The 25,500-nt window shown below is 69.1% G+C and carries 22 protein-coding genes and 1 pseudogene; 9 read left to right on the forward strand and 14 right to left on the reverse strand.

Annotated features, from left to right (window positions below; translation table 11 throughout):
* Positions 1–93 precede the first annotated feature (93 nt).
* The 3 genes from A9W96_RS03395 to A9W96_RS03405 form a co-directional block, all read right to left on the reverse strand.
* The gene (locus A9W96_RS03395) at positions 94–4,293 is read right to left on the reverse strand and encodes an alpha-(1->3)-arabinofuranosyltransferase (protein ID WP_067137931.1); all 4,200 of its coding nucleotides are present in this window, start codon (positions 4,291–4,293) and stop codon (positions 94–96) included.
* Between the two features lie 52 nt (positions 4,294–4,345).
* Complete coding sequence (locus A9W96_RS03400) at positions 4,346–4,519, reverse strand: DUF2613 domain-containing protein (protein ID WP_007769006.1); 174 nt, start codon at positions 4,517–4,519, stop codon at positions 4,346–4,348.
* A gap of 86 nt (positions 4,520–4,605) precedes the next feature.
* Positions 4,606–4,809, reverse strand: coding sequence for a DUF2613 family protein (locus A9W96_RS03405; protein WP_067137933.1), 204 nt, complete (start codon positions 4,807–4,809; stop codon positions 4,606–4,608).
* Between the two features lie 111 nt (positions 4,810–4,920).
* On the opposite strand from A9W96_RS03405, the gene A9W96_RS03410 reads away from it, so the two are divergent.
* From A9W96_RS03410 to A9W96_RS03420, 3 genes are all read left to right on the forward strand, one after another.
* Positions 4,921–6,075: a glycoside hydrolase family 3 N-terminal domain-containing protein gene (locus tag A9W96_RS03410; protein ID WP_067137935.1), complete on the forward strand. Its 1,155-nt coding sequence runs from the start codon at positions 4,921–4,923 to the stop codon at positions 6,073–6,075.
* A gap of 88 nt (positions 6,076–6,163) precedes the next feature.
* Positions 6,164–6,808, forward strand: coding sequence for a TetR/AcrR family transcriptional regulator (locus tag A9W96_RS03415; RefSeq protein WP_066877386.1), 645 nt, complete (start codon positions 6,164–6,166; stop codon positions 6,806–6,808).
* 25 nt (positions 6,809–6,833) lie between these two features.
* Positions 6,834–8,087, forward strand: coding sequence for a chloride channel protein (locus A9W96_RS03420; protein WP_067137937.1), 1,254 nt, complete (start codon positions 6,834–6,836; stop codon positions 8,085–8,087).
* Here the strand turns inward: A9W96_RS03420 and A9W96_RS03425 are convergent.
* Positions 8,084–8,926: a MaoC/PaaZ C-terminal domain-containing protein gene (locus A9W96_RS03425; RefSeq protein WP_067137938.1), complete on the reverse strand. Its 843-nt coding sequence runs from the start codon at positions 8,924–8,926 to the stop codon at positions 8,084–8,086. The genes A9W96_RS03420 and A9W96_RS03425 overlap by 4 nt on opposite strands.
* 26 nt (positions 8,927–8,952) lie before the next feature.
* A complete protein-coding gene (locus A9W96_RS03430; RefSeq protein WP_066877380.1) occupies positions 8,953–10,329 on the reverse strand; it encodes a 3-oxoacyl-ACP reductase in 1,377 nt (458 codons plus the stop codon).
* A gap of 152 nt (positions 10,330–10,481) precedes the next feature.
* Here A9W96_RS03430 and A9W96_RS03435 point away from each other — a divergent pair, with 152 nt between their 5' ends.
* The gene (locus A9W96_RS03435; RefSeq protein ID WP_067019462.1) at positions 10,482–11,825 is read left to right on the forward strand and encodes an acetyl-CoA C-acetyltransferase; all 1,344 of its coding nucleotides are present in this window, start codon (positions 10,482–10,484) and stop codon (positions 11,823–11,825) included.
* Between the two features lie 328 nt (positions 11,826–12,153).
* On the opposite strand, the gene A9W96_RS03440 is transcribed toward A9W96_RS03435, so the two are convergent.
* Positions 12,154–13,989, reverse strand: a complete 1,836-nt coding sequence (locus A9W96_RS03440) for an acyl-CoA dehydrogenase (protein WP_066866207.1) — start codon at positions 13,987–13,989, stop codon at positions 12,154–12,156.
* 210 nt (positions 13,990–14,199) lie between these two features.
* Between A9W96_RS03440 and A9W96_RS03445 the strand changes: the two genes are divergently transcribed.
* Together A9W96_RS03445 and A9W96_RS03450 are read left to right on the forward strand one after the other, a co-directional pair.
* Positions 14,200–15,240, forward strand: a complete 1,041-nt coding sequence (locus tag A9W96_RS03445) for an isopenicillin N synthase family oxygenase (protein ID WP_067137943.1) — start codon at positions 14,200–14,202, stop codon at positions 15,238–15,240.
* A gap of 82 nt (positions 15,241–15,322) precedes the next feature.
* On the forward strand, positions 15,323–15,811 hold the full coding sequence (locus A9W96_RS03450; RefSeq protein ID WP_066866205.1) for a flavin reductase family protein: 489 nt from the start codon (positions 15,323–15,325) through the stop codon (positions 15,809–15,811).
* Positions 15,812–15,835: 24 nt separating this feature from the next.
* Here A9W96_RS03450 and A9W96_RS31990 read toward each other — a convergent pair whose 3' ends face one another.
* The 5 genes from A9W96_RS31990 to A9W96_RS03470 form a co-directional block, all read right to left on the reverse strand.
* Positions 15,836–16,000, reverse strand: a complete 165-nt coding sequence (locus A9W96_RS31990; protein WP_197499390.1) for a hypothetical protein — start codon at positions 15,998–16,000, stop codon at positions 15,836–15,838.
* Positions 16,001–16,184: 184 nt separating this feature from the next.
* Positions 16,185–16,931: a succinate dehydrogenase/fumarate reductase iron-sulfur subunit gene (locus tag A9W96_RS03455; protein ID WP_007768969.1), complete on the reverse strand. Its 747-nt coding sequence runs from the start codon at positions 16,929–16,931 to the stop codon at positions 16,185–16,187.
* Positions 16,928–18,847 (reverse strand): fumarate reductase/succinate dehydrogenase flavoprotein subunit, encoded by a 1,920-nt coding sequence (locus tag A9W96_RS03460; RefSeq protein WP_066866203.1) that lies wholly within the window; start codon positions 18,845–18,847, stop codon positions 16,928–16,930. Before A9W96_RS03460 ends, A9W96_RS03455 begins: the two co-directional genes overlap by 4 nt.
* 45 nt (positions 18,848–18,892) lie before the next feature.
* Positions 18,893–19,720 (reverse strand): hypothetical protein, encoded by an 828-nt coding sequence (locus A9W96_RS03465; protein ID WP_066866201.1) that lies wholly within the window; start codon positions 19,718–19,720, stop codon positions 18,893–18,895.
* A gap of 91 nt (positions 19,721–19,811) precedes the next feature.
* Entirely contained in the window at positions 19,812–20,126 is a 315-nt protein-coding gene (locus A9W96_RS03470) for a hypothetical protein (protein WP_066866199.1), read from the reverse strand.
* 106 nt (positions 20,127–20,232) lie between these two features.
* On the opposite strand from A9W96_RS03470, the gene A9W96_RS03475 reads away from it, so the two are divergent.
* Positions 20,233–20,994: an isocitrate lyase/phosphoenolpyruvate mutase family protein gene (locus tag A9W96_RS03475; RefSeq protein WP_066866196.1), complete on the forward strand. Its 762-nt coding sequence runs from the start codon at positions 20,233–20,235 to the stop codon at positions 20,992–20,994.
* Positions 20,995–21,067: 73 nt separating this feature from the next.
* Here A9W96_RS03475 and A9W96_RS03480 read toward each other — a convergent pair whose 3' ends face one another.
* Positions 21,068–21,508 (reverse strand): Hsp20/alpha crystallin family protein, encoded by a 441-nt coding sequence (locus A9W96_RS03480; RefSeq protein WP_066866194.1) that lies wholly within the window; start codon positions 21,506–21,508, stop codon positions 21,068–21,070.
* Positions 21,509–21,735: 227 nt separating this feature from the next.
* Between A9W96_RS03480 and nirB the strand changes: the two genes are divergently transcribed.
* Both nirB and nirD read left to right on the forward strand, forming a co-directional pair.
* Positions 21,736–24,318, forward strand: a complete 2,583-nt coding sequence (gene nirB / locus A9W96_RS03485) for a nitrite reductase large subunit NirB (protein WP_082972025.1) — start codon at positions 21,736–21,738, stop codon at positions 24,316–24,318.
* A 10-nt stretch (positions 24,319–24,328) separates the two neighbouring features.
* Positions 24,329–24,697 carry a nitrite reductase small subunit NirD gene (gene nirD / locus A9W96_RS03490; protein ID WP_066866190.1) on the forward strand — a complete coding sequence of 123 codons (369 nt, stop codon included), beginning with the start codon at positions 24,329–24,331 and terminating at the stop codon, positions 24,695–24,697.
* A 13-nt stretch (positions 24,698–24,710) separates the two neighbouring features.
* Here nirD and A9W96_RS03495 read toward each other — a convergent pair whose 3' ends face one another.
* Positions 24,711–25,163 (reverse strand): hypothetical protein, encoded by a 453-nt coding sequence (locus tag A9W96_RS03495; protein WP_066866188.1) that lies wholly within the window; start codon positions 25,161–25,163, stop codon positions 24,711–24,713.
* A 78-nt stretch (positions 25,164–25,241) separates the two neighbouring features.
* Positions 25,242–25,500, reverse strand: a pseudogene (locus A9W96_RS03500) (sirohydrochlorin chelatase); the annotation flags it as partial.

Below are 25,500 nucleotides of genomic sequence, written 5' to 3' on the forward strand. Positions count from 1 at the left end.
GCGGGCCGGTGCCCGGCCCGCATCGTCACCACGGGGCTCAATGCCGCGGTTCCTCAGCGGGCCGGTGCCCGGCCCGCATCGTCACCACGGGGCTCAATGCCGTGGTTCCTCAGCGGGCCGGTGCCCGGCCCGCATCGTCACCACGGACGCCGCGAGCATCGCAACCGAAATCAGCGCCAGCAGTTGCACATTCGCAGAATGCCCGGCATAGCCGTCGACCGACCGCCACGGGTGCCGGGACAGCGCCGCCCCGGCCAGGATCAGCCCGCCCGCGCTCAGCGCGACGGTCGCACCGTCACGCCAGCGGGGCCGACGCCGCGACGCGTGCCGCAGGCCCAGCGCGGCGCCGACCGCGGCCAGCCCCACCACGCCGGCGATGACCGCCCCGGCCGCCAGCACGGCGATCGCCGCCCAGGCCCCGGACGGCCACGGTCGTGCGGGCGAGTCGTCGGCGCGCCCGCGCCGCGTCCGCCACAGCGCCAGCGCGGCGAGGAGGGGCAGCAGCGCCAGCCCCACGGCCAGGCCCGCGCGGTACAGCGAGTTGGAGGCGAAGGTCAGCGTGATGGTGCCAGGGTCACCCGCCGGCACGACGAACCCCTGCTGCCAGCCGTTGACGGCCACGGGCGTCAGCCGGGTCCCGTCACCGGTCCGCGCGACCCAGCCGGGGTTGATGCTTTCCGGGATCACGAGCACCCGCGAGGCGGCCGAGGCGGGGGGGCGGACCTCCCGCCGGCTGGGCCCCCACGCGCCGGTCTGGATGGGAATCGAAGCCGCGCTGGGCAATTCGGCGGCCGGTGTGGAAAGCTGGGCGCCGTCGACGACGAACTGGTCGCCGGGGCTGATCAAGAGCTCCTGTTGGCCCGCGGGCAGCGCGATCGGGTCGGGTTCGCACGGCAGAGCGGCCAGCGGCCCGCCGTCGAGCAGGGCGCCGGCGGTGGTGTGGATCGAGGTGTGCACGAACCGGCCGGCGACCGCGATTACCGGCCCCCGGTCGCAGCCGACCGTGATCTCGCGCGACCGGTTGCGGGAGGCGTCGGCGGGCGCGATGGGACTGCCGTCGCTGCCCAGCACCGTCACCTCGGCCAGCCCTGGCGGCTTGAGCTGATCGAACCCCAGCGCGTTGCGGTCGATGACGTCTTCCCAGTCGAGCAGGCTGACGCTGACGGTGTCGGTCACCCTGGGTTGCAGCGACAGCGTCTGCGGTTCGCCCGGCTTGAGCGCCCGGACTTGCGGGCCGTCGCCCAGGTTGACCGCCACCACGGTCGGGTGCGCCGGCACCGCCGACCGGCCGGGGACCAGGCGCAGCCCGGCGACCTCGGTGGGCCGCGGCAGGGTTAGCGTCAGCGTCGGCGGCGACTTGTGCTGCACCACCCGCTGGGGCGCCGTCCACGCGGTGGCCGGGTCGCCGTCGGTGGCAGCGTAGGCCGAGCCGACGACGTCTACCACGTCCGAATCCCCTTGGGCGCGAGCGGTATTGGTTTCCGCGATCAGGTCGGCCAGCTTGGGTCCCTGACGCGGCCGCACCCACAACGTCGGGGTCACCGACACCGGCGCGGGGACGGTCAGGGTGCGGCTGAAGTTCACCGGTTCTTCGGGTGCGAGCGCCATCGACGCCGCGCAGCGCACGCCGTCGGGCCCCCTGGCGCAGCCCGGCCGGCCGAGCAGTTCGGACCCCAGGTCCCAGCCCGCAACCGCCGAGCCGGGCGGCGGCCCGGGCACCTGCGCGGTGTGTCGCAGGGCCACCGGGTGGGCGAATCCGGAGGCATCGTACTGGGTGATGGACAGGTCGGTGATGCCGAACTGCACCCCGGCCGACCCGTCGTCGGTGCCGGCGGCGGTGACGCGCACCCACGGGCTTTCGCCGTAGGGCAGCGCCGCGGTCAGCGGCTTGCCGGGCTCGTCGAACCGCAGCGTGGTGCTGCCGGTGGCGGTCTCGATCAGGATGCGGCGGACCTGGGCGCCGACGGCGGTCGCGCTCGGGGTCAGCGTGATGGCGCCGTTGGTCAGGGGGTGGTCGAAGTCCACCTGCAGCCATTGGCCCACGGCGGCCTGCAGCGCGTTGGACACCCAGGCGGTGGCCGAGTCGCCGTCGACGGCGGCGGACGGGTTGGTCGCCGGCGCGACGTCGGGCATCGCCGTGGAATCCGACGACGAGCTCGACACCGTGATCCGGCCGCCGGTCCAGGCGCCGGGCACGGTGTCGGCCCCGGGGACGGGATAGTCGGGGACCCGGTTGTAGGTGTGCCGGGCGTCGCCGGGCGCGCGGATCGCCGACGAATGCTGGTCGACCCGGCCGTAGTCCGTCTCGCGGGACACCGGGGTGTCGGTGACGGTCACGGCGGGTGCGGGCAGCCCGACGCCGCGGGCGTCCTGCGTCAACAGGACCGGGCCCAGCGGCCGCTGGCCGAGCAGCCGCCGCCGCTCGTCGAGGCGCAGCAGCGCCTCCGGCCCGCCGTCGACCCGGGCCAGCCGTTCGGTGTCGACGAGGTACGGCGCGCCGGGATCACCACCGACGGCGACCCGGTAGACCTCCACCGCCGGGTATCGGGGGCGCAGCCCGCTATCGGCGACGAAGCCGGCCAGCGTGCCTGGGCCCACCGGCGCGCCGAACTGCGCCACCTTCTGCAGTCCCGGCGAGCCCTCGACGGCGCGGTGCACCAGGATGGGCCGCGCCGAGCGTGAGGTCTCCGGATCCAGGTCGTTGCGCAACACCACATACGAAATGCCTTGGCGGGCAAGGGTATCAGCCAGGCCGGCCGAGGGGCGCCCGGCGGCGAACAGGCGCTGCACCGAGTCCAGCGCCCGGATGGTCTGCGGCGGGGTCAACGGGATCGAGTCGCGCACCCCCCATGGGCTGTCGCCGAGCACCTGCAGCGGCTCGTCGTGGCTGGTGCCCCACACCTGGGTGGCGAACGGCGCACCCGGGATCACCAGCACCCGGCCCGGCGCGGGCGTGCCCTTGTTGTGTTCGCTGAGCCAATCGGCGGCCTCATGCCAGTACCGGGGTATCGCGGCGAACGTGCCCGGCGGGGCGAGCCGGCCGGTCCACGCCAGCGAGGTGCTGACCGCCAGCGCCGTCAGCACCACCACCGTCACGGCGACCCGCTTGTCGCGCTCGGGGTGGGCGAACGCCCGCAGCCACACCGCCACCGGCGCGGAACCGGGAAGGGGTATCCGGCCCAGTAGCTGCGCTAGGCCCAAGACCAGCGGGAGCCGGATGGCCGATGCGAGCTTGTGCACGTTGCGCAGCGGCGCGCCGGCGGCGTCCAGGAACGCCTGCACCTGATGGGCGACGGGCGAGCCCAGGCCGCCGCTGTAGCCGGCGGCCATCAGCACCAACCCGACCAGCAGCATCGCCACCAGCCGTCCCCGCGCAGGCATCCCGGGGCTGGCCAGCCCGGCCAGCCCGGCCGCCGCGACCAGGCAGGTGGCCAGGACGGCCGCCGACCCGGTGACCAGCGGCGCGCCGGCGGTCGCCGTCGGCGCCACGAACGGGGTCCAGGCGTCGGTGCCGCGCAAGATCTCGGTCAGCGACGACCACTGCGTCGTCACGCCCGAGGATTCGATGAAATCCAGAAACGGGGGACTGACGTGCCGTAGCAGGGCCAGCGCCACCACCCACCACAGCATCGCGAGAACCAGGGACGCCAGCCACCACCCGGTGTAGCGCCACCACAGCCGGTTGGGCCGGTGACTGGCCCACCAGATCACCGCGGGCAGGCACCCCGCCAGCGTGGCGATCGCGTTGACCGCGCCCATCAGGGCCACCGCCAGCCCGGCCTGGGCGGCCAGCGCCCGCACGGACCGGTCCGTCTGGGCGCGCAGCGCCAGGATGGTGGGCAGCAACACCCACGGCGCCAGCATCATCGGCAAGGTTTCCGATGAGATCGATCCGAGCGTGGTCAGAACCCGCGGCGCCAGCGCGAACGCCGCCGCGCCGATCACCCGCGACGCCGGGCTGCCGATCCCCAGCGCCTCGGCGACGCGCAGCACTCCCCAAAAACCGACGGTCAGCAGCAACGCCCACCACAGCCGCTGGGTGACCCATCCGGGCACGCCCAGCGCGTGGCCGAGCAGAAAGAAGGTGCCGTGCGGAAACAGGTAGCCGTAGGCCTGGTTCTGCGCCTGCCCGAACGGCAGCTCGCTGTTCCACAGGTTGGTCGCGCGGGCCAGGAAGCGCAGCGGATTCGCGGTCAGGTCCAGCTTGGTGTCGGGGGAGACCCGCCCCGGGGACTGGGCGAACGTCAGGGCCAGCGCGATCGCACCGACCAGCCACAACCACCGCCGCGACACCGGCCCAGCCGTCGAGCATGAGACCGGAGGTCCGGCCCCTGTCCGCGACCGGCTAGCTACGGTTGCCGTACTCGACCCGGTTGAGCACTGACGACTGCGGATCGCCCCCGGGAAGTGGCGGCTTCGTGTCTTGCTGGACCATCAAGGTGATCCCGAAGATCGCGGCCGCGCCGAGCAACAGGCCAACCACAACGCTCGCTGCGGCGGGCGCAACGATCCGGTTCATCGACGGCTCCTGGGGTCGGCTTGCGGTCCTGACTTTCGACCTAGCGCCAACCTAGCAGAACGGCGCCCGCCCAACCGGGGCCCCGGTCACCAGTGCAGACAGTGTCCGTGGAAACAGCGGTCGCCGTATTCGACCTGATAGGGCGCGACCGGAAGCGCGGGGCGCTGCAGGCTGGGCGCCGACACCAGGCTCTGGTCGGCCACGGCGAGCGTGATCCCGACGGTCGTCGCCACCCCGGCGGACAACCCCACCGCGATGCTGACCGCGGCGGCCAACGTGAAACCGGTCATCGCTGGCTCCCTCCCTGCCAGTCGAACGGGTCTGCAGCCCCCCGATCAGCAACGTACCGCTGATGCCCCCTGGCGCCGGGCACGAAACGCCCGACGTGAAAGCATGGCCCGATGGCATTTTCGCGCACCTTCGCCGTGCTCGCAGCCGCGTCGGCGCTGGTGGCCGGTTGCGGCCACCACCCCGCCGCGCACCCGCCCAGCTCGTCGGCGTCGAGCAAACCGGTCGCCGCTCCGGCGCCGCCGGTGTGCGCCGACCCGTCGGCACTCCCGGCCACACTGGGCATCCGCGACAAGCTGGCCCAACTGCTGATGGTGGGCGTGAAGAACGCCGACGACGCCCGCAACGTCGTCAACGGCTACCACGTGGGCGGCATCTTCATCGGCAGCTGGACGGACCTGTCGATCTTCAAGGGACCGCTGGCCGACATCGCGGCCAAGGCGGGTCCGCTGCCGCTGGCCGTCAGCGTCGACGAAGAGGGCGGCCGGGTCTCGCGGTTGAAGTCGCTGATCGGGACGTCGCCATCGCCGCGCGAGCTGGCGCAGACGCAAACGGTCCAACAGGTGCATGACCTGGCCGCCGACCGCGGCAGGAAGATGCGCGACCTGGGCATCACCGTCGACTTCGCCCCCGTCGTCGACGTCAGCGACGAGCCCGACGACGCCGTCATCGGCAACCGGTCGTTCAGCGCGGATCCTGCCACGGTCACCGACTACGCCGGGGCCTATGCGCAGGGGCTGCGCGACGCCGGCCTGCTGCCGGTGCTCAAGCACTTCCCCGGCCACGGGCACGGCTCGGGCGATTCGCACACCGGCGGCGTGGTCACGCCGCCGCTCGACGCCCTGCAGAACAGCGATCTGGTGCCCTACCGGACCCTGGTGGTCTCGCCGCCGGTCGGCGTCATGGTGGGCCACCTGCAGGTTCCCGGCCTCACCGGCGACGCCCCGGCCAGCCTGAGCCCCGAGGCCGTGCAGCTGCTGCGCAACGGGGTCGGCTACAAGGGCCCGCCGTTCACCGGGCCGGTGTTCAGCGACGACCTGTCCAGCATGGCCGCCATCTCCGACCGATACGGCGTGTCGGAAGCCGTGCTGCGCAGCCTGCGGGCCGGCGTCGACGTCGCGCTGTGGGTGACCACCGACGAGGTGCCGGCGGTCCTGGACCGGCTGCAACAGGCGGTGGCCTCGGGCGACCTGCCGGCCAAGCAGGTCGACGATTCGCTGGTGCGGGTGGCGACGATGAAGGGCCCCAGCCGTAACTGCGGCCACTAGCGGGTCGGCCCCGTCCGCACCAACGGATGTGGCGGCCGGGCCGCATTGCTTACCCTTGAGTCAGCTAGACGGGTCGGAAAGGTAAGCGATGGCGGGTGGCACCAAGCGGTTACCGCGCGCCGTCCGCGAGCAGCAGATGCTCGACGCCGCCGTCCAGATGTTCTCGGTCAACGGCTATCACGAGACCTCGATGGATGCCATCGCCGCCGAGGCGCAGATCTCCAAGCCGATGCTGTACCTGTATTACGGCTCCAAGGAGGACCTGTTCGGCGCCTGCCTGAACCGGGAGATGGGCCGGTTCATCGACGCGGTGCGCGCCGACATCGACTTCCAGCAGAGCCCCAACGACATGCTGCGCAACACCATCGCGTCGTTCATGCGCTACATCGACGCCAACCGGGCGTCCTGGATCGTGATGTACACCCAGGCCACCAGCTCACAGGCGTTCGCCCACATGGTCCGCGAGGGACGCGAGCAGATCATCGAACTCGTGGCCGGGCTGATGCGGGCGGGCAGCCGCAACCCGCGCACCGAGCGCGAGAACGAAATGATGGCCGTGGCCCTGGTGGGCGCCGGCGAGGCGGTCGCCAACCGGCTGTCCACCGGCGACGTCGACGTCGAGGAGGCGGCCCAGCTGATGATCGACCTGTTCTGGTACGGCCTCAAGGGGTCGCCGGCGGAACGGGCGGCGGCGCACCCCGAGGCGGGCGGCTCGGACGCCGCCGGCGAATAGCCCCAGGGTCGTTGCGGTGGCCCGGATGAGCGTCCCGAGCTCGGACCGCGGCAACCTCGAATTCTTCTGCGCCGTAATCATCGTCGGCTTGCTCGCCGGAGTCGCCGGCTTGGCGACGACGTTCGTGCTGCGCGTGGTCCAGCACGCCACCTACAACTACAGTTTCGGCGCGCTGCTGGAAGGGGTGACCGCCAGCAGCCCGATCCGGCGCATGCTGGGCCCGATGATCGGCGCAGGGCTGGCGGGCCTGGGGTGGTGGTTGCTGCGGCGCCGGGCCGAGGTGCCCCCGCTGGCGCAGACCATCGCCGCCCGCGCACCCGTGCCGCGGCTGTCCTGGAGCGTCGACGCGATGCTGCAGGTGCTGCTCGTCGGATCGGGAGCATCGCTCGGGCGAGAGGGCGCCCCACGTCAATTCGCCGCTGCGCTCAGCGATTTGGGGACCGGATGGCTCAGGCGGCTGGGCCCGCGCGATCGCGAGATCCTGCTGGCCTGTGCGGCGGGCGCGGGCCTGGGTGCGGTGTATGCGGTTCCGCTGGCCGGCGCACTGTTCTCGATCCGGATCCTGCTGAACACCTGGCGGCCGCGGGTGGTGGGCGCGGCGTTTCTCTCCTCCGGCTTGGCCGTCGCCGTCGGCTCGGCCATCACCCGCGATCAACCCAATCTGCGATGGCCGATCGGGGAGTCCACGTATCTGCTGACCGCGCACGGATTGCTGCTGGCGCCGGTGGCTCTCGCGGTCGGGCTGGCGTTCAACCGGTTGATGGCCGCGGCGCGGCCCGCCCGCCCGCCGAGGACTGCGCTGCTCATCCCCGCGCTCGCGGGAGCGGGCCTGGTGATGGGCGTGTGTTCGCACTGGTGGCCCGAGTTGCCCGGCAACGGCCGCAGCATCCTGACCGTGAGCCTGGCCAGCGGCATGACCCTGCTCTCGGCGCTGGCCATCCTGGCGCTGAAACCCCTACTGACCGCGCTGTTTCTGCGCGCGGGCGGGGCCGGCGGCCTGCTGACGCCCTCACTGGCCACCGGCGCCGCCGCCGGCGCCGCGCTGGTCTTGGCGATCAACTGGGCGATGGGAACTCATCTGCACGTGCCGGCGGTGTCGCTGGCCGGCGCCGCGGGCGTGCTCGCGGTGACCCAGGGGTCGCCGATCTGGGCGGCGATCTTCGTCTGGGAGCTCGCCCGGCCCCCGCTGTGGCTGTTTCTGCTCTTCCTGCTGACCGCGAGCAGCGCACACGCGCTGAAAGTGCTTGCCCAGGGCCGCAGTACGACGCACGCGGGTTAGAGCGCCCGGACCGTGCCGGTCAGGTGCGGGTAACCCTTGGCGATGTTGCGCAGTGAAATGTCCCAGCCGCCGTCGTGCTCGTCGATGTAGAGCCCGGCGGTCGCGGGCAGCACCAGCGGCTTGCCGAACCGCACCGAATACCGCACGGCATCGGGGATTTGTGCTTCGACGTTGGCCAATACCGCTGCGGCGCTGTACATTCCGTGCGCGATCACGGTCGGGAAGCCGAACAGCTTGGCCGCGACCGAGTTGGTGTGGATCGGGTTGTGATCGCCCCCGACGTCGGCGTAGCGCCGGATCAGCCCCGGGCTGATCCGCAACACCGTGGACGGTGGCGGCAGCTTGGGCTGCTTCTGCGGTGGCGGCTTGGGTTCATCGGACAGGCTCGTCCGCTGCTGGTGCAGGAAGGTCGTCACCTGATGCCAGGCGGTGTCGTTGCCGACGCTGACATCGGTCACCAGATCGACCAGCAGCCCCTTGCGGTGCTCGCGCAGGTTCTCGGCGTGCACGCGCACCCCGACGGTGTCGGTGACCGCGATCGGGCGGTACTGCGTGATGTGGTTCTCGGTGTGCACCGATCCCATTGCGGCAAAAGGGAAGTCGAAGCCGGTGACCAGCGACATCAGCGCGGGAAAGGTCAGCGCGAACGGGTAGGTCAGCGGCACGTGATTGCCGTAGCGCAGGCCCGTGACCCCCGCGTACTCGGCCACGTTCGCGCGGTCGATGGGCAATTCCTCGATGGTCACGGTGCGGGTGGGCACCTCGCCGCTGCGGGACACCACCGGCAGCGCCCCGGCCGCCGCGCGCAGCATGTTCTTCAGGCCGCTTGGCTGGTTCATGGCATTCTCCTCGACAGCCCGGTTCGCTATGCGCCCAGCATGGCCTGGCCGCAGACGCGAATGACGTTACCCGTCACCGCATTTGAGGCCGGGCTGGCGAAGTAGGCGATGGTTTCGGCGACGTCCACCGGCTGCCCGCCCTGCAGCAGCGAGTTCATCCGGCGGCCGACCTCCCGGGTGGCCAGCGGGATGGCGGCGGTCATCTGGGTTTCGATGAAACCCGGTGCGACGGCGTTGATCGTGATGCCCTTGCCGTACAGCTCCGGGGCCAGCGACTGGGTGAGGCCGATCATCCCGGCCTTGGTCGTCGCGTAGTTGGTCTGGCCGCGGTTGCCGGCGATGCCGGCCATCGACGACAGACCGATCACCCGGCCGCCCTCGCCGATGGTGCCGTTGCCCACCAGACCCTCGGTAAGCCGCAGCGGGGCAAGCAGATTGACGGCCAGGACGGCGTCCCAGCGGGCGTCGTCCATGTTGGCCAACAGCTTGTCGCGGGTGATGCCGGCGTTGTTGACCAAAACGTCGGCGCGCCCGCCGTGGTGCTCGCGCAGGTGCTCGGTGATCTTGTCGACGGCGTCTTCGGCGGTGACGTCGAGCCACAACGCGGTGCCCCCGACCCGGCTGGCCGTCTCGGCCAGCGCCTCGGCGGCCGATTCGACGTCGATGGCCACCACGCGGGCGCCGTCGCGGGCGAACACCTCGGCGATCGTCGCGCCGATGCCCCGGGCCGCGCCGGTCACGATCGCGACCTTGCCGTCCAGCGGGCGGTCCCAATCGGCCGGAGGCGTGGAGTCCGCCTCCCCGACGTAGAAGACCTGGCCGTCGACGTAGGCGGACTTGGCCGACAAGATGAACCGCATCGTCGATTCCAGGCCCGTCGCGGCGGGCTTGGCGTCCGGCGACAGGTACACCAGCGCCACCGTGGCGCCGTTGCGCAGCTCCTTGCCCAGCGAACGGGTGAAGCCCTCCAGCGCGCGCTGTGCGATCCGCTCGTGCGGGCTGGCTTCTGTATTTTGCAAGGCGTCGGGCGTGGTCCCGACCACCACCACGCGCGCGGAATGACCCAGGTTGCGCAGCAGGGGGGTGAAGAACTCGTAGAGCCCCCGGAGCCCCTCCGGCGTGGTGATGCCGGTGGCGTCGTACACCAGGCCGCCGAACTTGTCCGCCCAGCGGCCGCCCAGGTTGTTGCCCACCAGGTCGTAGTCGGCGTCCAGCGCCGCGCGCAGCGGTTCGACGACCCGGCCCTCCCCGCCGATCAGCAGGGCCCCGGCCAGGGGCGGTTCACCGGCCCGGTAACGGCGCAGCGTCTCGGGTTGGGGGACGCCGAGCTGCTTGGCGAGAAACGATCCAGGACCGGAATTGACGATCTGGGAGAACAGATCGGACGAAGCCTTGGGAGCCACCGGAGCTACCTTCCATGTTCTTGCGAAATCGGGGTATGCCTACAGCACAACCGTATCGGGGACGAACTTACTGCAGAGTAAGAACAGTGGGTATTATGGCCCCGGACGGGCGATTCCCAAACCGATTGACCGCGCAAACACGGAGAAGAATAGTGGCCGCTGCAAGTTCTGAGTCAAGTAAACAGTCTGCTCAGCGCAGTTCTGAGCGTCGGCGGGTGGCCGTGCTGGGCGGCAACCGCATCCCGTTCGCCCGGTCCGACGGCGCCTACGCGGAGGCGTCCAACCAGGACATGTTCACCGCCGCCCTGGGCGGGCTGGTGGATCGCTTCGGGTTGGCCGGCGAGCGGCTCGGGGTCGTCGTCGGCGGCGCCGTGCTCAAGCACAGCCGGGACTTCAACCTGACCCGCGAATGCGTGCTGGGCTCGCAGCTGTCGTCCCACACGCCCGCGTTCGACCTGCAGCAGGCCTGCGGTACCGGGCTGCAGGCGGCCGTGGCCGCCGCCGAGGGCATCGCGTCCGGCCGTTACGACGTGGCCGCCGCCGGCGGCGTCGACACCACCTCCGACGCGCCCATCGGGCTGGGCGACAACCTGCGCCGCACCCTGCTCAAGCTGCGCCGGGCCAAGTCCAACGTGCAACGGCTGAAGCTGGTGGGCACGCTGCCCGCCACCCTGGGCGTCGAGATCCCGGTGAACAGTGAACCGCGCACCGGGCTGTCCATGGGCGAGCACCAGGCGCTGACGGCCAAGAAGATGGGCATTTCCCGCGTGGCCCAGGACGAGTTGGCCGCCGCCAGCCACCGCAACATGGCCGCCGCCTACGACCGGGGCTTCTTCGACGACCTGGTCACGCCCTTCCTGGGGCTCTACCGCGACGACAACCTGCGTCCGGACTCGTCGGCGGAGAAGCTGGCCAAGCTGCGCCCGGTGTTCGGCGTCAAGGCGGGCGACGCGACGATGACCGCCGGCAACTCGACGCCGCTGACCGACGGTGCGTCGGTGGCGCTGCTGGCCACCGACGAGTGGGCGGCCGCGCATTCGCTGACGCCGCTGGCCTACCTGGTGGATTCGGAGACCGCCGCCGTCGACTACGTCAATGGGCGTGACGGCCTGCTGATGGCACCGACCTACGCCGTGCCGCGGCTGCTGGCCCGCAACGGCCTGAGCCTGCAGGATTTCGACTTCTACGAGATTCACGAGGCGTTCGCGTCGGTGGTGCTGTGCCACCTGCAGGCCTGGGAATCCGAGGAGTACTGCAAGGAGCGGCTGGGCCTGGACGGCGCGCTGGGCTCGATCGACCGGTCCAAGCTGAACGTCAACGGGTCCTCGCTGGCCGCCGGCCACCCGTTCGCGGCCACCGGCGGGCGGATCCTGGCCCAGGCGGCCAAGCAGCTCGCGCAGCGCAAGGCCGAGCAGAAGGGCGGCGGCACCGTGCGCGCCCTGGTCTCGATCTGTGCGGCAGGTGGCCAGGGCGTGGCCGCGATTCTGGAGGCCTGACGGACCCGTCAGGGCCCGGTCCCGCCGGATCGGCGCTCGTCATGAGTTGAGTCACATCTGGTTAGTCGGAAGGGGGCGCGGGTATCCGACCCACCGGATGGCCCCGTGTTGTGGTCTGACCCCCCGACCCCGACGGCAATACGGGGCATCCCCTGAATACGACCGCCCGTCCGCATCGCGGATTGGCGTACGAAAAGGGCCGCCGCTGGAGTGAGGGGATCCAGCGGCGGCCTTTTTGCTGTCCGGCAGGCCTTTCATCGCTGCGGCGAACGCAAATCCCCCGCTCCGACCAGGCGAAGCGGGGGATTCATGCGTTGCCGTCGAGGGCCTAGAAGGCGGCCTCGTCGAGCTCCATGATGTCATTGTCCAGCGTGTCGATGACCTCGCGGGTGCTGGTCAGCAACGGCAGGAAGTTCTTCGCGAAGAACGACGCCACCGCGATCTTGCCCTCGTAGAAGGACCGCTCATCGCCGCTGGCACCGGCATCCAGCGCCGCCACGGCGACCGCCGCCTGACGCTGCAACAGCCAGCCGATGACCAGGTCACCGACGCTCATCAGGAAGCGCACCGAACCCAGGCCCACCTTGTACAGGCTGGTCACGTCCTCCTGCGCCGCCATCAGGTAGCCGGTGAGCGTGGCCGCCATCGCCTGGACGTCGGTCAGGGCCTTGGCCAGCAGCTCGCGCTCGGTCTTCAGCCGCCCGTTGCCGGACTCGCTGTCGACGAACTTCTGGATCTGCTCGGACACGTGGGCCAGGGCCACACCCTTGTCGCGGACGATCTTGCGGAAGAAGAAGTCCTGCGCCTGGATGGCGGTGGTGCCCTCGTAGAGCGAGTCGATCTTGGCGTCGCGGATGTACTGCTCGATCGGGTAGTCCTGCAGGAAGCCGGATCCACCGAAGGTCTGCAGGCTCTCGGTGAGCTTGGCGTACGCCTGCTCCGAGCCCACACCCTTGACGACCGGCAGCATCAGGTCGTTGACCTTGACCGCCAGCTCGGCGTCCACGCCGTGGATCGCCTCGGCGACCGCCGCGTCCTGGTAGGTGGACGTGAACAGGTACAGCGCGCGCAGACCCTCGGCGTAGGCCTTCTGGGTCATCAGCGAACGGCGCACGTCCGGGTGGTGCGTGATGGTCACCCGCGGTGCGGTCTTGTCGGTCATCTGGGTCATGTCGGCGCCCTGGACGCGCGACTTCGCGTACTCGAGCGCGTTCAGGTAGCCCGTCGACAGGGTGGCGATGGCCTTGGTGCCGACCATCATGCGGGCCTGCTCGATGACCTCGAACATCTGCGCGATGCCGTTGTGCACCTCGCCGACCAGCCAGCCCTTGGCGGGGACGTCGTGCTGGCCGAAGCTCAGCTCGCACGTCGCCGAGACCTTCAGGCCCATCTTGTGCTCGACGTTGGTGACGAAGACGCCGTTGCGCTCGCCCAGCTCGCCGGTCTCGAAGTCGAACAGGAACTTGGGCACGAAGAACAGCGACAGCCCCTTGGTGCCCGGTCCGGCGCCCTCGGGGCGGGCCAGCACCAGGTGGAAGATGTTCTCGAACAGGTCGCCGGAGTCGGCGGAGGTGATGAACCGCTTCACACCGTCGATGTGCCAGGAGCCGTCCTCCTGCTTGACGGCCTTGGTCCGCCCGGCGCCCACGTCCGAACCGGCGTCCGGCTCGGTGAGCACCATGGTCGAACCCCAGCCGCGCTCAGCGCAGATGACGGCCCACTTCTTCTGCTCCTCGGTGCCGAGGTGGTACAGGATGTTGGCGAAGCCTGCGCCGCCGGCGTACATCCACACGGCGGGGTTGGCGCCGAGCAGGTGCTCGTGCAGCGCCCACACCAGCGCCCGGGGCATCGGCATGCCGCCGAGCACCTCGTCGATGCCGACCTTGTCCCAGCCGGCCTCGATGACGGACTGGACCGACTTTTTGAAAGATTCCGGCAGGGTCACCGAGTGCGTCTTCGGATCGAACACCGGCGGATTGCGGTCACCCTCGACGAAGGAGTCGGCGACCGGCCCCTCGGCCAGTCGGCTGATCTCGTTCAGCATTTCTTGGGCTGTGTCGGCGTCCAGGTCGGCGTATTCGCCCTGGCCCAGCGCCTTGTCAACGCCCAGAACTTCGAACAGGTTGAATACCTGGTCGCGGACGTTGCTCTTGTAGTGGCTCACTACGGTCCTCCTCGTTGAGAATGCCACTTGTGGTTGGGTACTAGGTCTAAGTTACCCACCAGTAACAAGACCTAAAATATCGCTCGCGTCAGTGGGATGCAAGTCAATGTGAGCTAGATTTCATTGCCTAATTAACCAACCGGTTGGGAAGCTGCTGGTCATGCCGTTGAAATCCGATCTACCTGCGGCGATGATCCACACGTGACCGGTGTGCGCGGCGTCACTGCGCCGCCCGACGAGGTGCCGACGGTGGACCTGCGGGCCGATGCCGCGCTGCTGCGCCGCGGGCTGCGGGACGCCGGCCACGAGGTGGGCTTCTTCTATTTGACCGGTCACGGGGTGGCGCCGGACCTGGTGGGACGGATGCTGGACGCGGCGCGCCGGCTCTTCGAGCTGCCCCAACCGGACAAGGACGCCATCGCGATGGTGCGCAGCCCCCATTTCCGTGGCTACACCCGGCTCGGCGGTGAACTGACCCGCGGCGAGGTGGATTGGCGTGAGCAGATCGACGTCGGACCGGAGCGCGCGGCGCTCGATGGGCTGGGCAAGTCCGACTATCGGTGGCTGCAGGGCCCGAATCAGTGGCCGGCCGCGCTGCCGGAGCTGCCCGGGATCATCGAGGAGTGGGACGCCGCGCTGTCCGCGGTCGCGCGCACCCTGCTGCGACACTGGGCGGCCTCGCTCGGCAGCCCGCCCGGCGTGTTCGACGCGTCCTTCGCCGACGCGCCGGCCACCCTGATCAAGATCATCCGGTACCCGGCCCGCGCGGAAAGCGCGCAGGGCGTGGGTGCCCACCGCGACTCCGGGGTGCTCACCTTGTTGCTGGCCGAGCCGGGCAGCACCGGCCTGCAGGTCCGGCGCGGCGGCGGGAAAGGAGGCCATCCCGATGACGGCTGGATCGAAGTGCCGCCGCGCGAGGGGGCGTTCATCGTCAACATCGGCGAGCTGCTGGAGGTGGCCACCCGCGGTTACCTGCGGGCCACCGAGCACCGGGTCAGCCTGCACGGGCAGGCCGGGGACCGCATCTCGGTGCCCTACTTCTTCAATCCGCGCCTGGACGCACAGATACCCGTGCTGTCGCTGCCCGACGAGCTCGCGGCACGGACCGATGAACACTGGACACCGTCGCACGATCCGGCCGACCCCATGTTTTCGGTCTACGGGCGCAACGCCTGGAAGAGCAGGCTGCGGGCCCATCCGGATGTGGCCGCGGCGCACGGATATTCGGCAGATCGCTTAGAAAACGGCTGAGGGTGGCCGTGCCGGCGTGACCGGCGCCGGGTAGGGTCACACACGAAAATCCCGTCTCCGGCTCTAGGGGCGAATAAGTCCGGTGAACTCGAACAACAAGCTGACAGCGTCGTCGCTGCGGGAGGCCTTCGGTCACTTCCCGTCCGGTGTGGTAGCGATCGCCGCCGAGGTGAACGGAACCCGGGAAGGCCTGGCGGCCAGCACCTTCGTCCCCGTCTCGCTGGACCCGCCGCTGGTGTCGTTCTGCGTGCAGAACACCTCGACGACCTGGCCCAAGCTCAAGGACCTGCCGATGCTGGGCATCAGTGTCCTCGGCGAGGCGCATGACGAGGCCGCGCGCACGCTGGCCGCGAAGACCGGCGACCGGTTCGCGGGTCTGGAAACGGTCTCCCGGTCCTCCGGTGCGGTGTTCATCAAGGGCACCGGCCTGTGGCTGGAAAGCGCGATCGAGCAGCTCATTCCGGCGGGCGATCACACCATCGTGGTGTTGCGGGTCAACGAGGTGACCGTGGACGCCGAGGTGGCGCCCATCGTGTTCCATCGCAGCGTGTTCCGCCGCCTCGGCGCCTAATCGGCTCGCTGAGCCGTCGACCTGCTACGGGCGGTGGCCCAGTTCCTCCCGAAAGCCCTGAATGCGGCTCTCGAGTTCGGCGGCGTCGGTGTACCGGCCTTCCTTGTTCGCGAGCTGAGCGCGTACCGACAGCTGGCGGATCGCCGTGCGAATGTTGTTGATGCTGGCGGTTTCTCGCATGGGTTTCATGAACTGCCTTTCCGGTCGTGGACAGACGACCGCACGCGGCGGCCCGACAGGATGCAGTGTGGTTACCCGAGTCCCGCGGTGGCCTAACGCGCCGCGGCGCGACGTCGCCGAGCGTGAAGTCAGTCGCACGTTGAGCGCCGAATGTGAAGGTAGCTTCACATTCGAGCCGCAAGGCCGCGCGCGATCAGCGGCGGAACAGCTTGTTACCCAGCCACACGACCGGGTCGTACTTGCGGTCGGCGACCCGCTCTTTCATGGGGATCAGCGCGTTGTCGGTGATCTTGATGTTCTCCGGGCAGACCTCGGTGCAGCACTTGGTGATGTTGCAGTAGCCCAGACCGTGCTCGTCCTGGGCGTCGTTGCGCCGGTCGCGGGTGTCCAGCGGGTGCATTTCCAGCTCGGCGATCCGCATCAGGAACCGGGGACCGGCGAACGCCTTCTTGTTCTCCTCGTGGTCGCGCACCACGTGGCAGACGTTCTGGCACAGGAAGCACTCGATGCACTTGCGAAATTCCTGCGAGCGCTGCACGTCCTCCTGCGCCATCCGGTACTCCCCGGGCTGCAGGTCCTTGGGCGGCGCGAAAGACGGTATCTCGCGGGCCTTTTCGTAGTTGAACGAGACGTCGGTCACCAGGTCGCGGATCACCGGGAACGTGCGCAGCGGCGTGACGGTGACGACCTCGTCCTCGGCGAACGTCGACATCCGGGTCATGCACAGCAGCCGCGGCTTGCCGTTGATCTCCGCCGAGCAGGAACCACACTTGCCCGCCTTGCAGTTCCACCGGACGGCCAGATCGGGCGTCTGGGTCTGCTGCAGGCGATGGATGATGTCGAGGACGACCTCGCCCTCGTTGACCTCGACCGTGAAGTCCTGCAGACCGCCGTCGGCGTCGTCGCCGCGCCACACCCGCATCGTCGCGTTGTAGGTCATTTGCCACTCCGTCCTGGGTGCCCGGCGAGTTCTTCGTCGGTGTAGTACTTCTCCAGCTCGGCGATGTCGAACAGCTCCAGCAGATCGGGCCGCATCGGCGTCTGATCCTTCTTCGTGATGGTGATCTCGGGGATCACCTCGTCACCGCCGCTCGCCTCGCAGACCAGCAGTACCTTGCGCCACGACGAGTCCATCGCCGGGTGGTCGTCACGGGTGTGCCCGCCGCGGCTCTCGGTGCGCTGCAGCGCGGCCTTGGCGACGCACTCGCTGACCAGCAGCATGTTGCGCAGGTCGATGGCCAGGTTCCAGCCCGGGTTGTACCGGCGCTGCCCCTCGACGTGCAGGTTCTTGAACCGCTCGCGCAGCTTGTTGAGCCGCTCGAGGGCCTCGGTGATCTCTTCCTCCTTGCGGATGATGCCGACCAGGTCGTTCATCGACTGCTGCAGCTCGAGCTGCAGGGTGTACGGGTTCTCCGCGGCCGCGCCGTTGGCCGGCGCCTCGAAGGGCGACAGCGCCCGCTTGGCCGCCGCGTCCACGGCGTCCTCGGCGATCGTCGGCCGGCTGCTCAGGGCACGCACGTAGTCGGCCGCACCCAGACCGGCACGCCGGCCGAACACGAGCAGGTCCGACAGCGAGTTGCCGCCCAGCCGGTTGGACCCGTGCATGCCGCCGGAGCATTCACCCGCGGCGAACAACCCGGGGACGGTGGCTGCGCCGGTGTCGGCGTCGACCTCGACGCCACCCATCACGTAGTGGCAGGTCGGCCCGACTTCCATCGGCTCCTTGGTGATGTCGACGCCGGCCAGCTCCTTGAACTGGTGGTACATCGACGGCAGGCGGCGGTTGATCTCCGCGGGGGTCAGCCGCGAGGCGATGTCCAGGAAGACGCCGCCGTGTGGGCTGCCGCGGCCGGCCTTGACCTCGGAGTTGATCGCGCGCGCGACCTCGTCGCGCGGCAGCAGGTCGGGGGTGCGACGGGCCGAGTCGTTGTCCTTGAGCCACTGGTCGGCCTCTTGCTCGGTCTCGGCGTACTGGCCCTTGAACACCGAGGGGATGTAGTCGAACATGAACCGCTTGTCGTCGGAGTTCTTCAGCACCCCGCCGTCACCGCGGACACCCTCGGTGACCAGGATCCCCTTCACGCTCGGCGGCCAGACCATGCCCGTCGGGTGGAACTGGACGAACTCCATGTTGATCAGCGACGCGCCCGCCCGCAGGGCCAGGGCGTGGCCGTCGCCGGTGTACTCCCACGAGTTCGAGGTGACCTTGAACGACTTGCCGATCCCACCGGTGGCCAGCACCACCGCGGGCGCCTCGAACAGGATGAAGTTGCCGCTTTCGCGGATGTAGCCGAACGCGCCGGCGATCGCGTCGCCGTCCTTGATCAGCTCGGTGATCGTGGTCTCGGCGAACACCCGGATCCGGGCTTCGTAGTCGCCGAGCTCGGCGAAGTCCTCCTGCTGCAGCGAGACGATCTTCTGCTGCATGGTGCGGATCAGTTCCAGGCCGGTGCGGTCACCGACGTGGGCCAGCCGCGGGTAGGTGTGCCCACCGAAGTTGCGCTGGCTGATCTTGCCGTCCTTGAGGCGATCGAACAGTGCCCCATAGGTTTCCAGCTCCCAGACCCGGTCGGGGGCTTCCTTGGCGTGCAGTTCGGCCATGCGCCAGTTGTTGAGGAATTTCCCGCCGCGCATGGTGTCGCCGAAGTGGGTCTTCCAGTTGTCTTTCGGGTTGGTGTTGCCCATGGAGGCCGCGCAACCACCCTCGGCCATGACCGTGTGGGCCTTGCCGAACAGGGACTTGCACACCACCGCAACCCGCAAACCCCGTTCGCGCGCTTCGATAACCGCGCGCAGTCCCGCGCCGCCGGCACCGATCACGACCACGTCGAACGTGTGCCGCTCGATTTCAACCATGAAACCCTCGCTAGCTAAATCTGTGATTTATTTCGAAATGGCTTGTCAGCCAACAAACCTGAGGTCAGGAATGGTGCCGCTGGCCACCAGTGCGATGTAGAAGTCGGTGAGCATCAGGGTGCCCAGCGTGATCCAGGCGAACAGCTTGTGGCGGGTGTTGATGACGCTGACCTGGGTCCAGATCCAGTACCGCACAGGGTGCTTGGAGAAGTGCTTGAGCCGCCCGCCGGTGACGTGCCGGCAGGAGTGGCAGGACAGCGTGTAGACCCACAGCATGATGACGTTGCCGAGCAGGATCAGATTGCCCAGACCGAAGCCGAATCCGCCCGGGCCGCTGTCGGAGTGGAACGCGACGATCGCGTCGTAGGTGTTGATCACCGAGATGATGCCGGCGATATAGAAGAAGTACCGGTGGGTGTTCTGGATGATCAGCGGGAACTTGGTCTCGCCGGTGTAGTGCACGCGAGGCTCGGCCACCGCGCAGGCGCTGGGCGACTGCCACACCGTGCGGTAGTAGGCACCGCGGTAGTAGTAGCAGGTCAGACGGAACAGCAGCAGGAACGGCAGCGACAAGGCGGCGTACGGCAGCCACCATACGTCGGGCAGGAACTGCGGCCAGATGTCGCCGGCCTCACCGCAACCCTTGCTCACGCAGGGCGAGTAGAACGGTGTCAGGTAGTGGTATTTGGGAACGAAGAAGTAATCCTGTTGGAACGCCCGCGCCGTCGCATAAATAATGAATGCGGCGAAGCCTAGATCGATCCGCAGCGGCGACATCCACCACCGATCGGTGCGCAGGGTGCGTTGCGGGATACGGGCGCGCGTGGGTGAAAAGACACCGGACGCAGGACGGTTCGCCGTGGGTGCGCTCATTTAGTGTGTTCCTCTTCGAACGGGCTGTAGGTCGAAGGGTACACAGAACCAAGCCCCCCTTTTCTGGGGGGCTTGTGTTGTTCGACGTTGGTCAGGACCTGTTGTGACCGCCGACACCCTCGTCGTCGACGTCGCGCCAGAATTCGCTGTCGTATTGGGTGTCGGGAATGACGATCTTCTCACCGGACTGCTGCACGGTGGCGCCCGCCAGGTCCAATTCGGACACGTCGGTGTCGAGCAGGTCGACGTCGGACAGGATGCGGTCGGCGTCGATGACGATGCGCCGCATGGCCGGGCTGTCACCGTATCGGGCCCGTAGGGAGCTCACGCACCGCCGCAGGCCGCCGATGAGGTCGTGTAGTTCGGCGAATTCGGTCGTGCCAGTCGTGCTCGGCGTGCGAGTCAAAGGATCTCCTCGGCAGTGTTTCGGATCACAGTACGCCCTCGATACTATCCACCGCACACGCCAGACGTCAGGTCGTTGGGCCGGGATGCCGAGGGAGCAAACACTTATGACGGGACGCGCCACACCGGCCGAGCGGGCCGCCGCGCTGCTGGAACTGCACCGGCCGGGCAACCCGGTCATCCTGCCGACCGTGTGGGATGCCTGGTCGGCCCGGCTGGCCGCCGGCGCCGGATTCGCCGCGCTCACCGTGGGCAGCCATCCGATGGCGGACTCGATCGGCAAACCGGACAACGAGGGCATGTCGTTCGACGATGTGCTCACCCGGGTCGCGCAGATCACCGCCGCGGTCGACGTCCCGGTGTCGGTGGACATCGAATCCGGCTACGGCCAGCGGGCGGGCCGGCTGATCGAGGGCCTGCTCAGCGCCGGGGCCGTGGGGTGCAACATCGAGGACAGCGTGCACTCGGAGGGCAAGCGGCTGCGGTCCGCCGACGAACACGCCGATCTGGTCGGCGAGCTGCGGTCGGCCGCTGACGCGGCCGGGGTACACGTCGTCATCAACGCCCGGACCGATCTGTTCCTGCGCCAGGACGGCGAGGCCTCCGATCGCGTCGAGCGGGCGGTGGACCGACTGAACAAGGCCGCCGCCGCGGGCGCCGATGTCCTCTATCCGGTGGGCCGCCACGACCCCGACACGTTGCGGCGCCTGACGGCGGAGTTGCAGCGGCCGGTCAACGCGATCGCGCTGCCCGATCAGGACGACCCGGCGTCCTTCGGTCCGCTGGGCGTCGCGCGGATCAGTTTCGGGCCCTTCTTTCAGGCCGCGCTGGCGGCCCACGCCAAGGAGCTGCTGGCCCGCTGGGGCTGATGCGATGAATCCGGCGGAGCCGTTGCGGCTCCGCCGGATTCGCCGGCCGGTATGCGTCCGGACGGGCCGGAGATTATTTGGTGATCGCGATGCGCTGCGCCTGGCTTCCGGCGTACGCACCGGTGACCCGCACGGTCAGCACGCCCGCGTCGTAGCTCGCCGTGATGGCGTCGCCGGTGACGTGGGCGGGCAGCTGGAACGACCGGCGGAACGATCCGTACCGGATCTCCCGAAGCGTGCGGCCTTCCTTCTCTTCGGCGTGCTCGTCGCGGTGTTCGCCGTGGATGACCAGGCGGCCGCGGTCGACCTCGACCTTGACGTCCCGGTCGACGTCAACGCCCGGGAGTTCGACCCGTACGATCGCGTCGTCGCCGTCCTTGACGATCTCGGCGGCGGGCCGCAAACCGCTGGTCGCCGGGGTGTTCCAGTCCGCCGCGGCGGCGGGGCCGAAAAAGTCGCGCAACCACCGGTCGGTGTCCCAGGCCGGTCGCGACCACAATGCGAGGTTGCTCATGACGCTTCCCTTTCCATTCCTTGAGCTTCATTGTGAAATTCCTGTGACCGGCGCCTGCGCGACCGGCTACTACGACAAACATGAGTCGACCACGCTTAAGTTCCACCTCGCCGTTCGCCGGCAGTGAACGATCAATCACATCGGTTCCTGTGAGTTGTGAGATCCTCGTCATAGGACCGTCACATTGGGCGAGAAGAACGTAATTTCCGGCCGTTACTCTCAAAGCCATGTCTGCAGACGGGATTTCGCGCGCCAGCTGTGCGCCTCGTCACATCATCGTAGTCGGACATGGCATGGTGGGGCACCGGTTCGTCGAGGCGCTGCGCGCCCGTGACACCGAGGGACTGTGGCGCATCACGGTTTTCGCCGAGGAGACCAACGCGGCCTACGACCGCGTGGGGCTGACCTCGTACACCGAAAGCTGGGATCGCAAGCTACTGGCCTTGCCCGGCAACGAATATGAGGGTGACGAGCAGGTCCGGCTGGTGCTCAACCAGCGCGTTACCGAAATAGACCGCGCGACAAAGACGGTGGTCACCGCCGACGGTCAGCGGCACGGCTACGACACCTTGGTCCTGGCGACCGGGTCGTACGCCTTCGTTCCGCCGGTGCCAGGTCACGATCTGCCCGCCTGTCACGTCTACCGCACCCTTGACGACCTCGACGCCATCCGCGCCGACGCCCAGCGCACGGTGGAAACCTCACACGCCGCCGCGGGTGTGGTGATCGGTGGCGGCCTGCTCGGGCTGGAAGCCGCTAATGCGCTGCGCCAGTTCGGGTTGCAGACCCATGTCGTCGAGATGATGCCGCGGCTGATGGCCCAGCAGATCGACGAGGCCGGCGGCGCGCTGCTGGCCAGGATGATCGGCGAGCTCGGCATCTCGGTGCACGTCGGCACGGGCACCGAATCGATCGAGTCGATCGAGCATGCGGACGGCGCCACCTCGGTGCGCGTGAGCCTGACCGACGGCCAGGTCATCGACGCCGGTCTGGTGATCTTCGCGGCCGGCATCCGGCCGCGCGACGAACTGGCCACCGCGGCCGGGCTGGACCGCGCCGAGCGTGGCGGCGTGCTGACCGATGTGGCTTGCCAGACAAGCGATCCCGACATCTACGCGATCGGTGAGGTCGCGGCGATCGGCGGGCGCTGCTACGGCCTGGTGGGCCCGGGCTACACCTCCGCCGAGGTGGTGGCCGACCGGTTGCTCGACGGGGTCGCGGAGTTCGGCGAGGCCGACCTGTCCACGAAGCTCAAGCTGCTCGGTGTCGACGTGGCCAGCTTCGGCGACGCGATGGGGACGACCGAGAACTGCCTCGAGGTTGCCATCAACGACGCGGTCAACCGGACCTACGCCAAGCTGGTGCTCTCCGACGACGCCAAGACGCTGCTCGGCGGCGTGCTGGTCGGCGACGCCTCCTCCTATGGCGTGCTGCGACCCATGGTCGGCAGCGAGCTGCCCGGCGACCCGCTCGCGCTGATCGCGCCTGCCTCCTCCGGCAGTAGCACCGCGTTGGGCGTTGGGGCGCTGCCGGATTCGGCGCAGATCTGCTCCTGCAACAACGTCACCAAGGGCGATCTGAAGTGTGCGATCGCCGACGGCTGCGCGGATGTCCCGGCGCTGAAGGCGTGCACCTCGGCCGGCACCTCGTGTGGGTCGTGCGTCCCGCTGCTCAAGCAGCTGCTGGAGGCCGAGGGCGTGGAACAGTCCAAGGCCCTGTGCGAGCACTTCAGCCAGTCGCGCGCGGAGCTTTTCGAGATCATCTCCGCCACCGAGATCCGGACCTTCTCCGGTCTGCTGGAGCGCTTCGGCCGCGGAAAGGGTTGCGACATCTGCAAACCCGTGGTCGCCTCCATCCTGGCTTCCACCGGGTCGGAGCACATCCTCGAAGGCGAGCAGGCCTCGCTGCAGGATTCCAACGACCACTTCCTGGCCAACATCCAGAAGAACGGCAGCTACTCGGTGGTGCCCCGGGTGCCCGGCGGAGACATCAAGCCCGAGCACCTGATCCTGATCGGCCAGATCGCCCAGGATTTCGGGCTCTACACCAAGATCACCGGCGGTCAACGGATCGACATGTTCGGCGCCCGGGTCGACCAACTGCCGGAGATCTGGAAGCGCCTGGTCGACGGCGGCATGGAGTCCGGCCACGCCTACGGCAAGGCGTTGCGCACGGTGAAAAGCTGTGTGGGCACCGACTGGTGCCGTTACGGGCAGCAGGATTCCGTGCAGCTGGCCATCGATCTGGAACTGCGCTACCGCGGCCTGCGGGCGCCGCACAAGATCAAGATGGGCGTCTCGGGCTGCGCGCGGGAATGCGCCGAGGCGCGCTCCAAGGACGTGGGCGTCATCGCCACCGAAAAGGGCTGGAACCTCTACGTCGGCGGCAACGGCGGTATGACGCCCAAGCACGCGCAGCTGTTGGCCAGCGATCTGGACACCGAAACGCTGGTCCGCTATGTCGACCGGTTTGTCATGTACTACATCCGGACGGCCGACCGGCTGCAGCGCACGGCGCCGTGGGTCGACTCCCTCGACGGCGGCCTCGACCACGTGCGCGAGGTGGTGTGCGACGACTCGCTAGGCCTGGCCGCCGAATTCGAGGCCGCAATGGAGCGGCACGTCGAGAACTACAAGTGCGAATGGAAGGGCGTGTTGGACGACCCGGACAAGCTGTCGCGGTTCGTTTCGTTCGTCAACGCCCCGGATGCCGTCGACTCGACGGTGGCATTCACCGAGCATGCCGGGCGCAAAATCCCTGTGTCCATTGGCATGCCGCGGGTTCGTACAGCGACAACTCCGGAAGAGTGAGGAAGGGATCATGACACTTCTCAACGACATTGCGGTGTGGACCCACGCTTGCGCTTACGACCACCTCATTCCGGGTCGCGGCGTCGGCGTGCTGCTCGACGACGGCTCCCAGGCGGCGCTGTTCCGGCTCGATGACGGCTCGGTGCACGCGATCGGCAACGTCGACCCGTTCTCCGGGGCCGCGGTGCTGTCACGCGGGATCGTGGGCGACCGGGACGGCCGCGTCACGGTGCAGTCGCCCATCTTGAAGCAGGCCTTCTCGCTCGAAGACGGTTCGTGCCTGGATGATCCGACCGTCTCGGTGCCGGTGTACCCGGTGCGGATCACCGCCGACGGCTACGTCCAGATCGCGCGGGACTACCAGCAGCGGGCCGCCTGATCCCGACCCCGGTTCACCGGGTGATGTCGCCGACCAGGTAGCGCTGCATCGTCGGCCCGATCGCGTCGACGATCGCGTCCACCGACATGGAATGCAGCGGCTCGGAGCGGATGCCGTAGCGCATGATGCCCAGGCCCACCAGTTGTGAGGCGCACAGCGAGGCCCGCAGGGCGACCTTGTCGGCCCCCAGCATTTTCAGCAGCGGGCCAAAGACCGGGCCGACGAACATGTTTTGCACGATCTCGGCGGTCTTCGCCATCCCCGTCGACGCGATGGCGCTGGCCGCGAACGGGCCGCCACCGGCGGCGTCCCAGGTGGTGATCAGCGTGCGCAGGGTCCGCCGGCCCACCTGGTTGACCCCGCCGGTGACCATCCGGTCGATGAATTCCGGTGTGCCGAAGGGCAACCGCAACATCTTGGCGACCGGGTCGAGGATCCCACGCGACGGCTCTTCGCGACGGGGCATGGTGCCAGGATCACCCGTCTGCGGGCAAAGATCAAGGAACGCCGGGCACCGGCGTGGCTGGACGGTGGGCGTTTGGCGCTACGGCACCGAGCGCACGGCGCGGCCGCGGGCCAGCTGATGCGGGCTCGACCGGCGCGATGCGTGCCGGGCGGTGGGGGCAAGCACCGGCGGCAGGGCCCGCCGGAACCTGTTGGCGACCAGGCGCGCGAGCCCGGGATGGGTGCCCAGCGGTTCGCTGACCAGGTCGGCGCCACAACCGTGCAGCCGTTGCTGGAACAGGCCGTCGGCCAGCAGGTATGAGGCGACCACGACACGGCTACCGGCGCGGCGCGCGCGG

This window comes from Mycobacterium sp. 1245852.3 (genome assembly GCF_001669335.1).
GTDB classification, from domain to species: domain Bacteria; phylum Actinomycetota; class Actinomycetes; order Mycobacteriales; family Mycobacteriaceae; genus Mycobacterium; species Mycobacterium europaeum_A.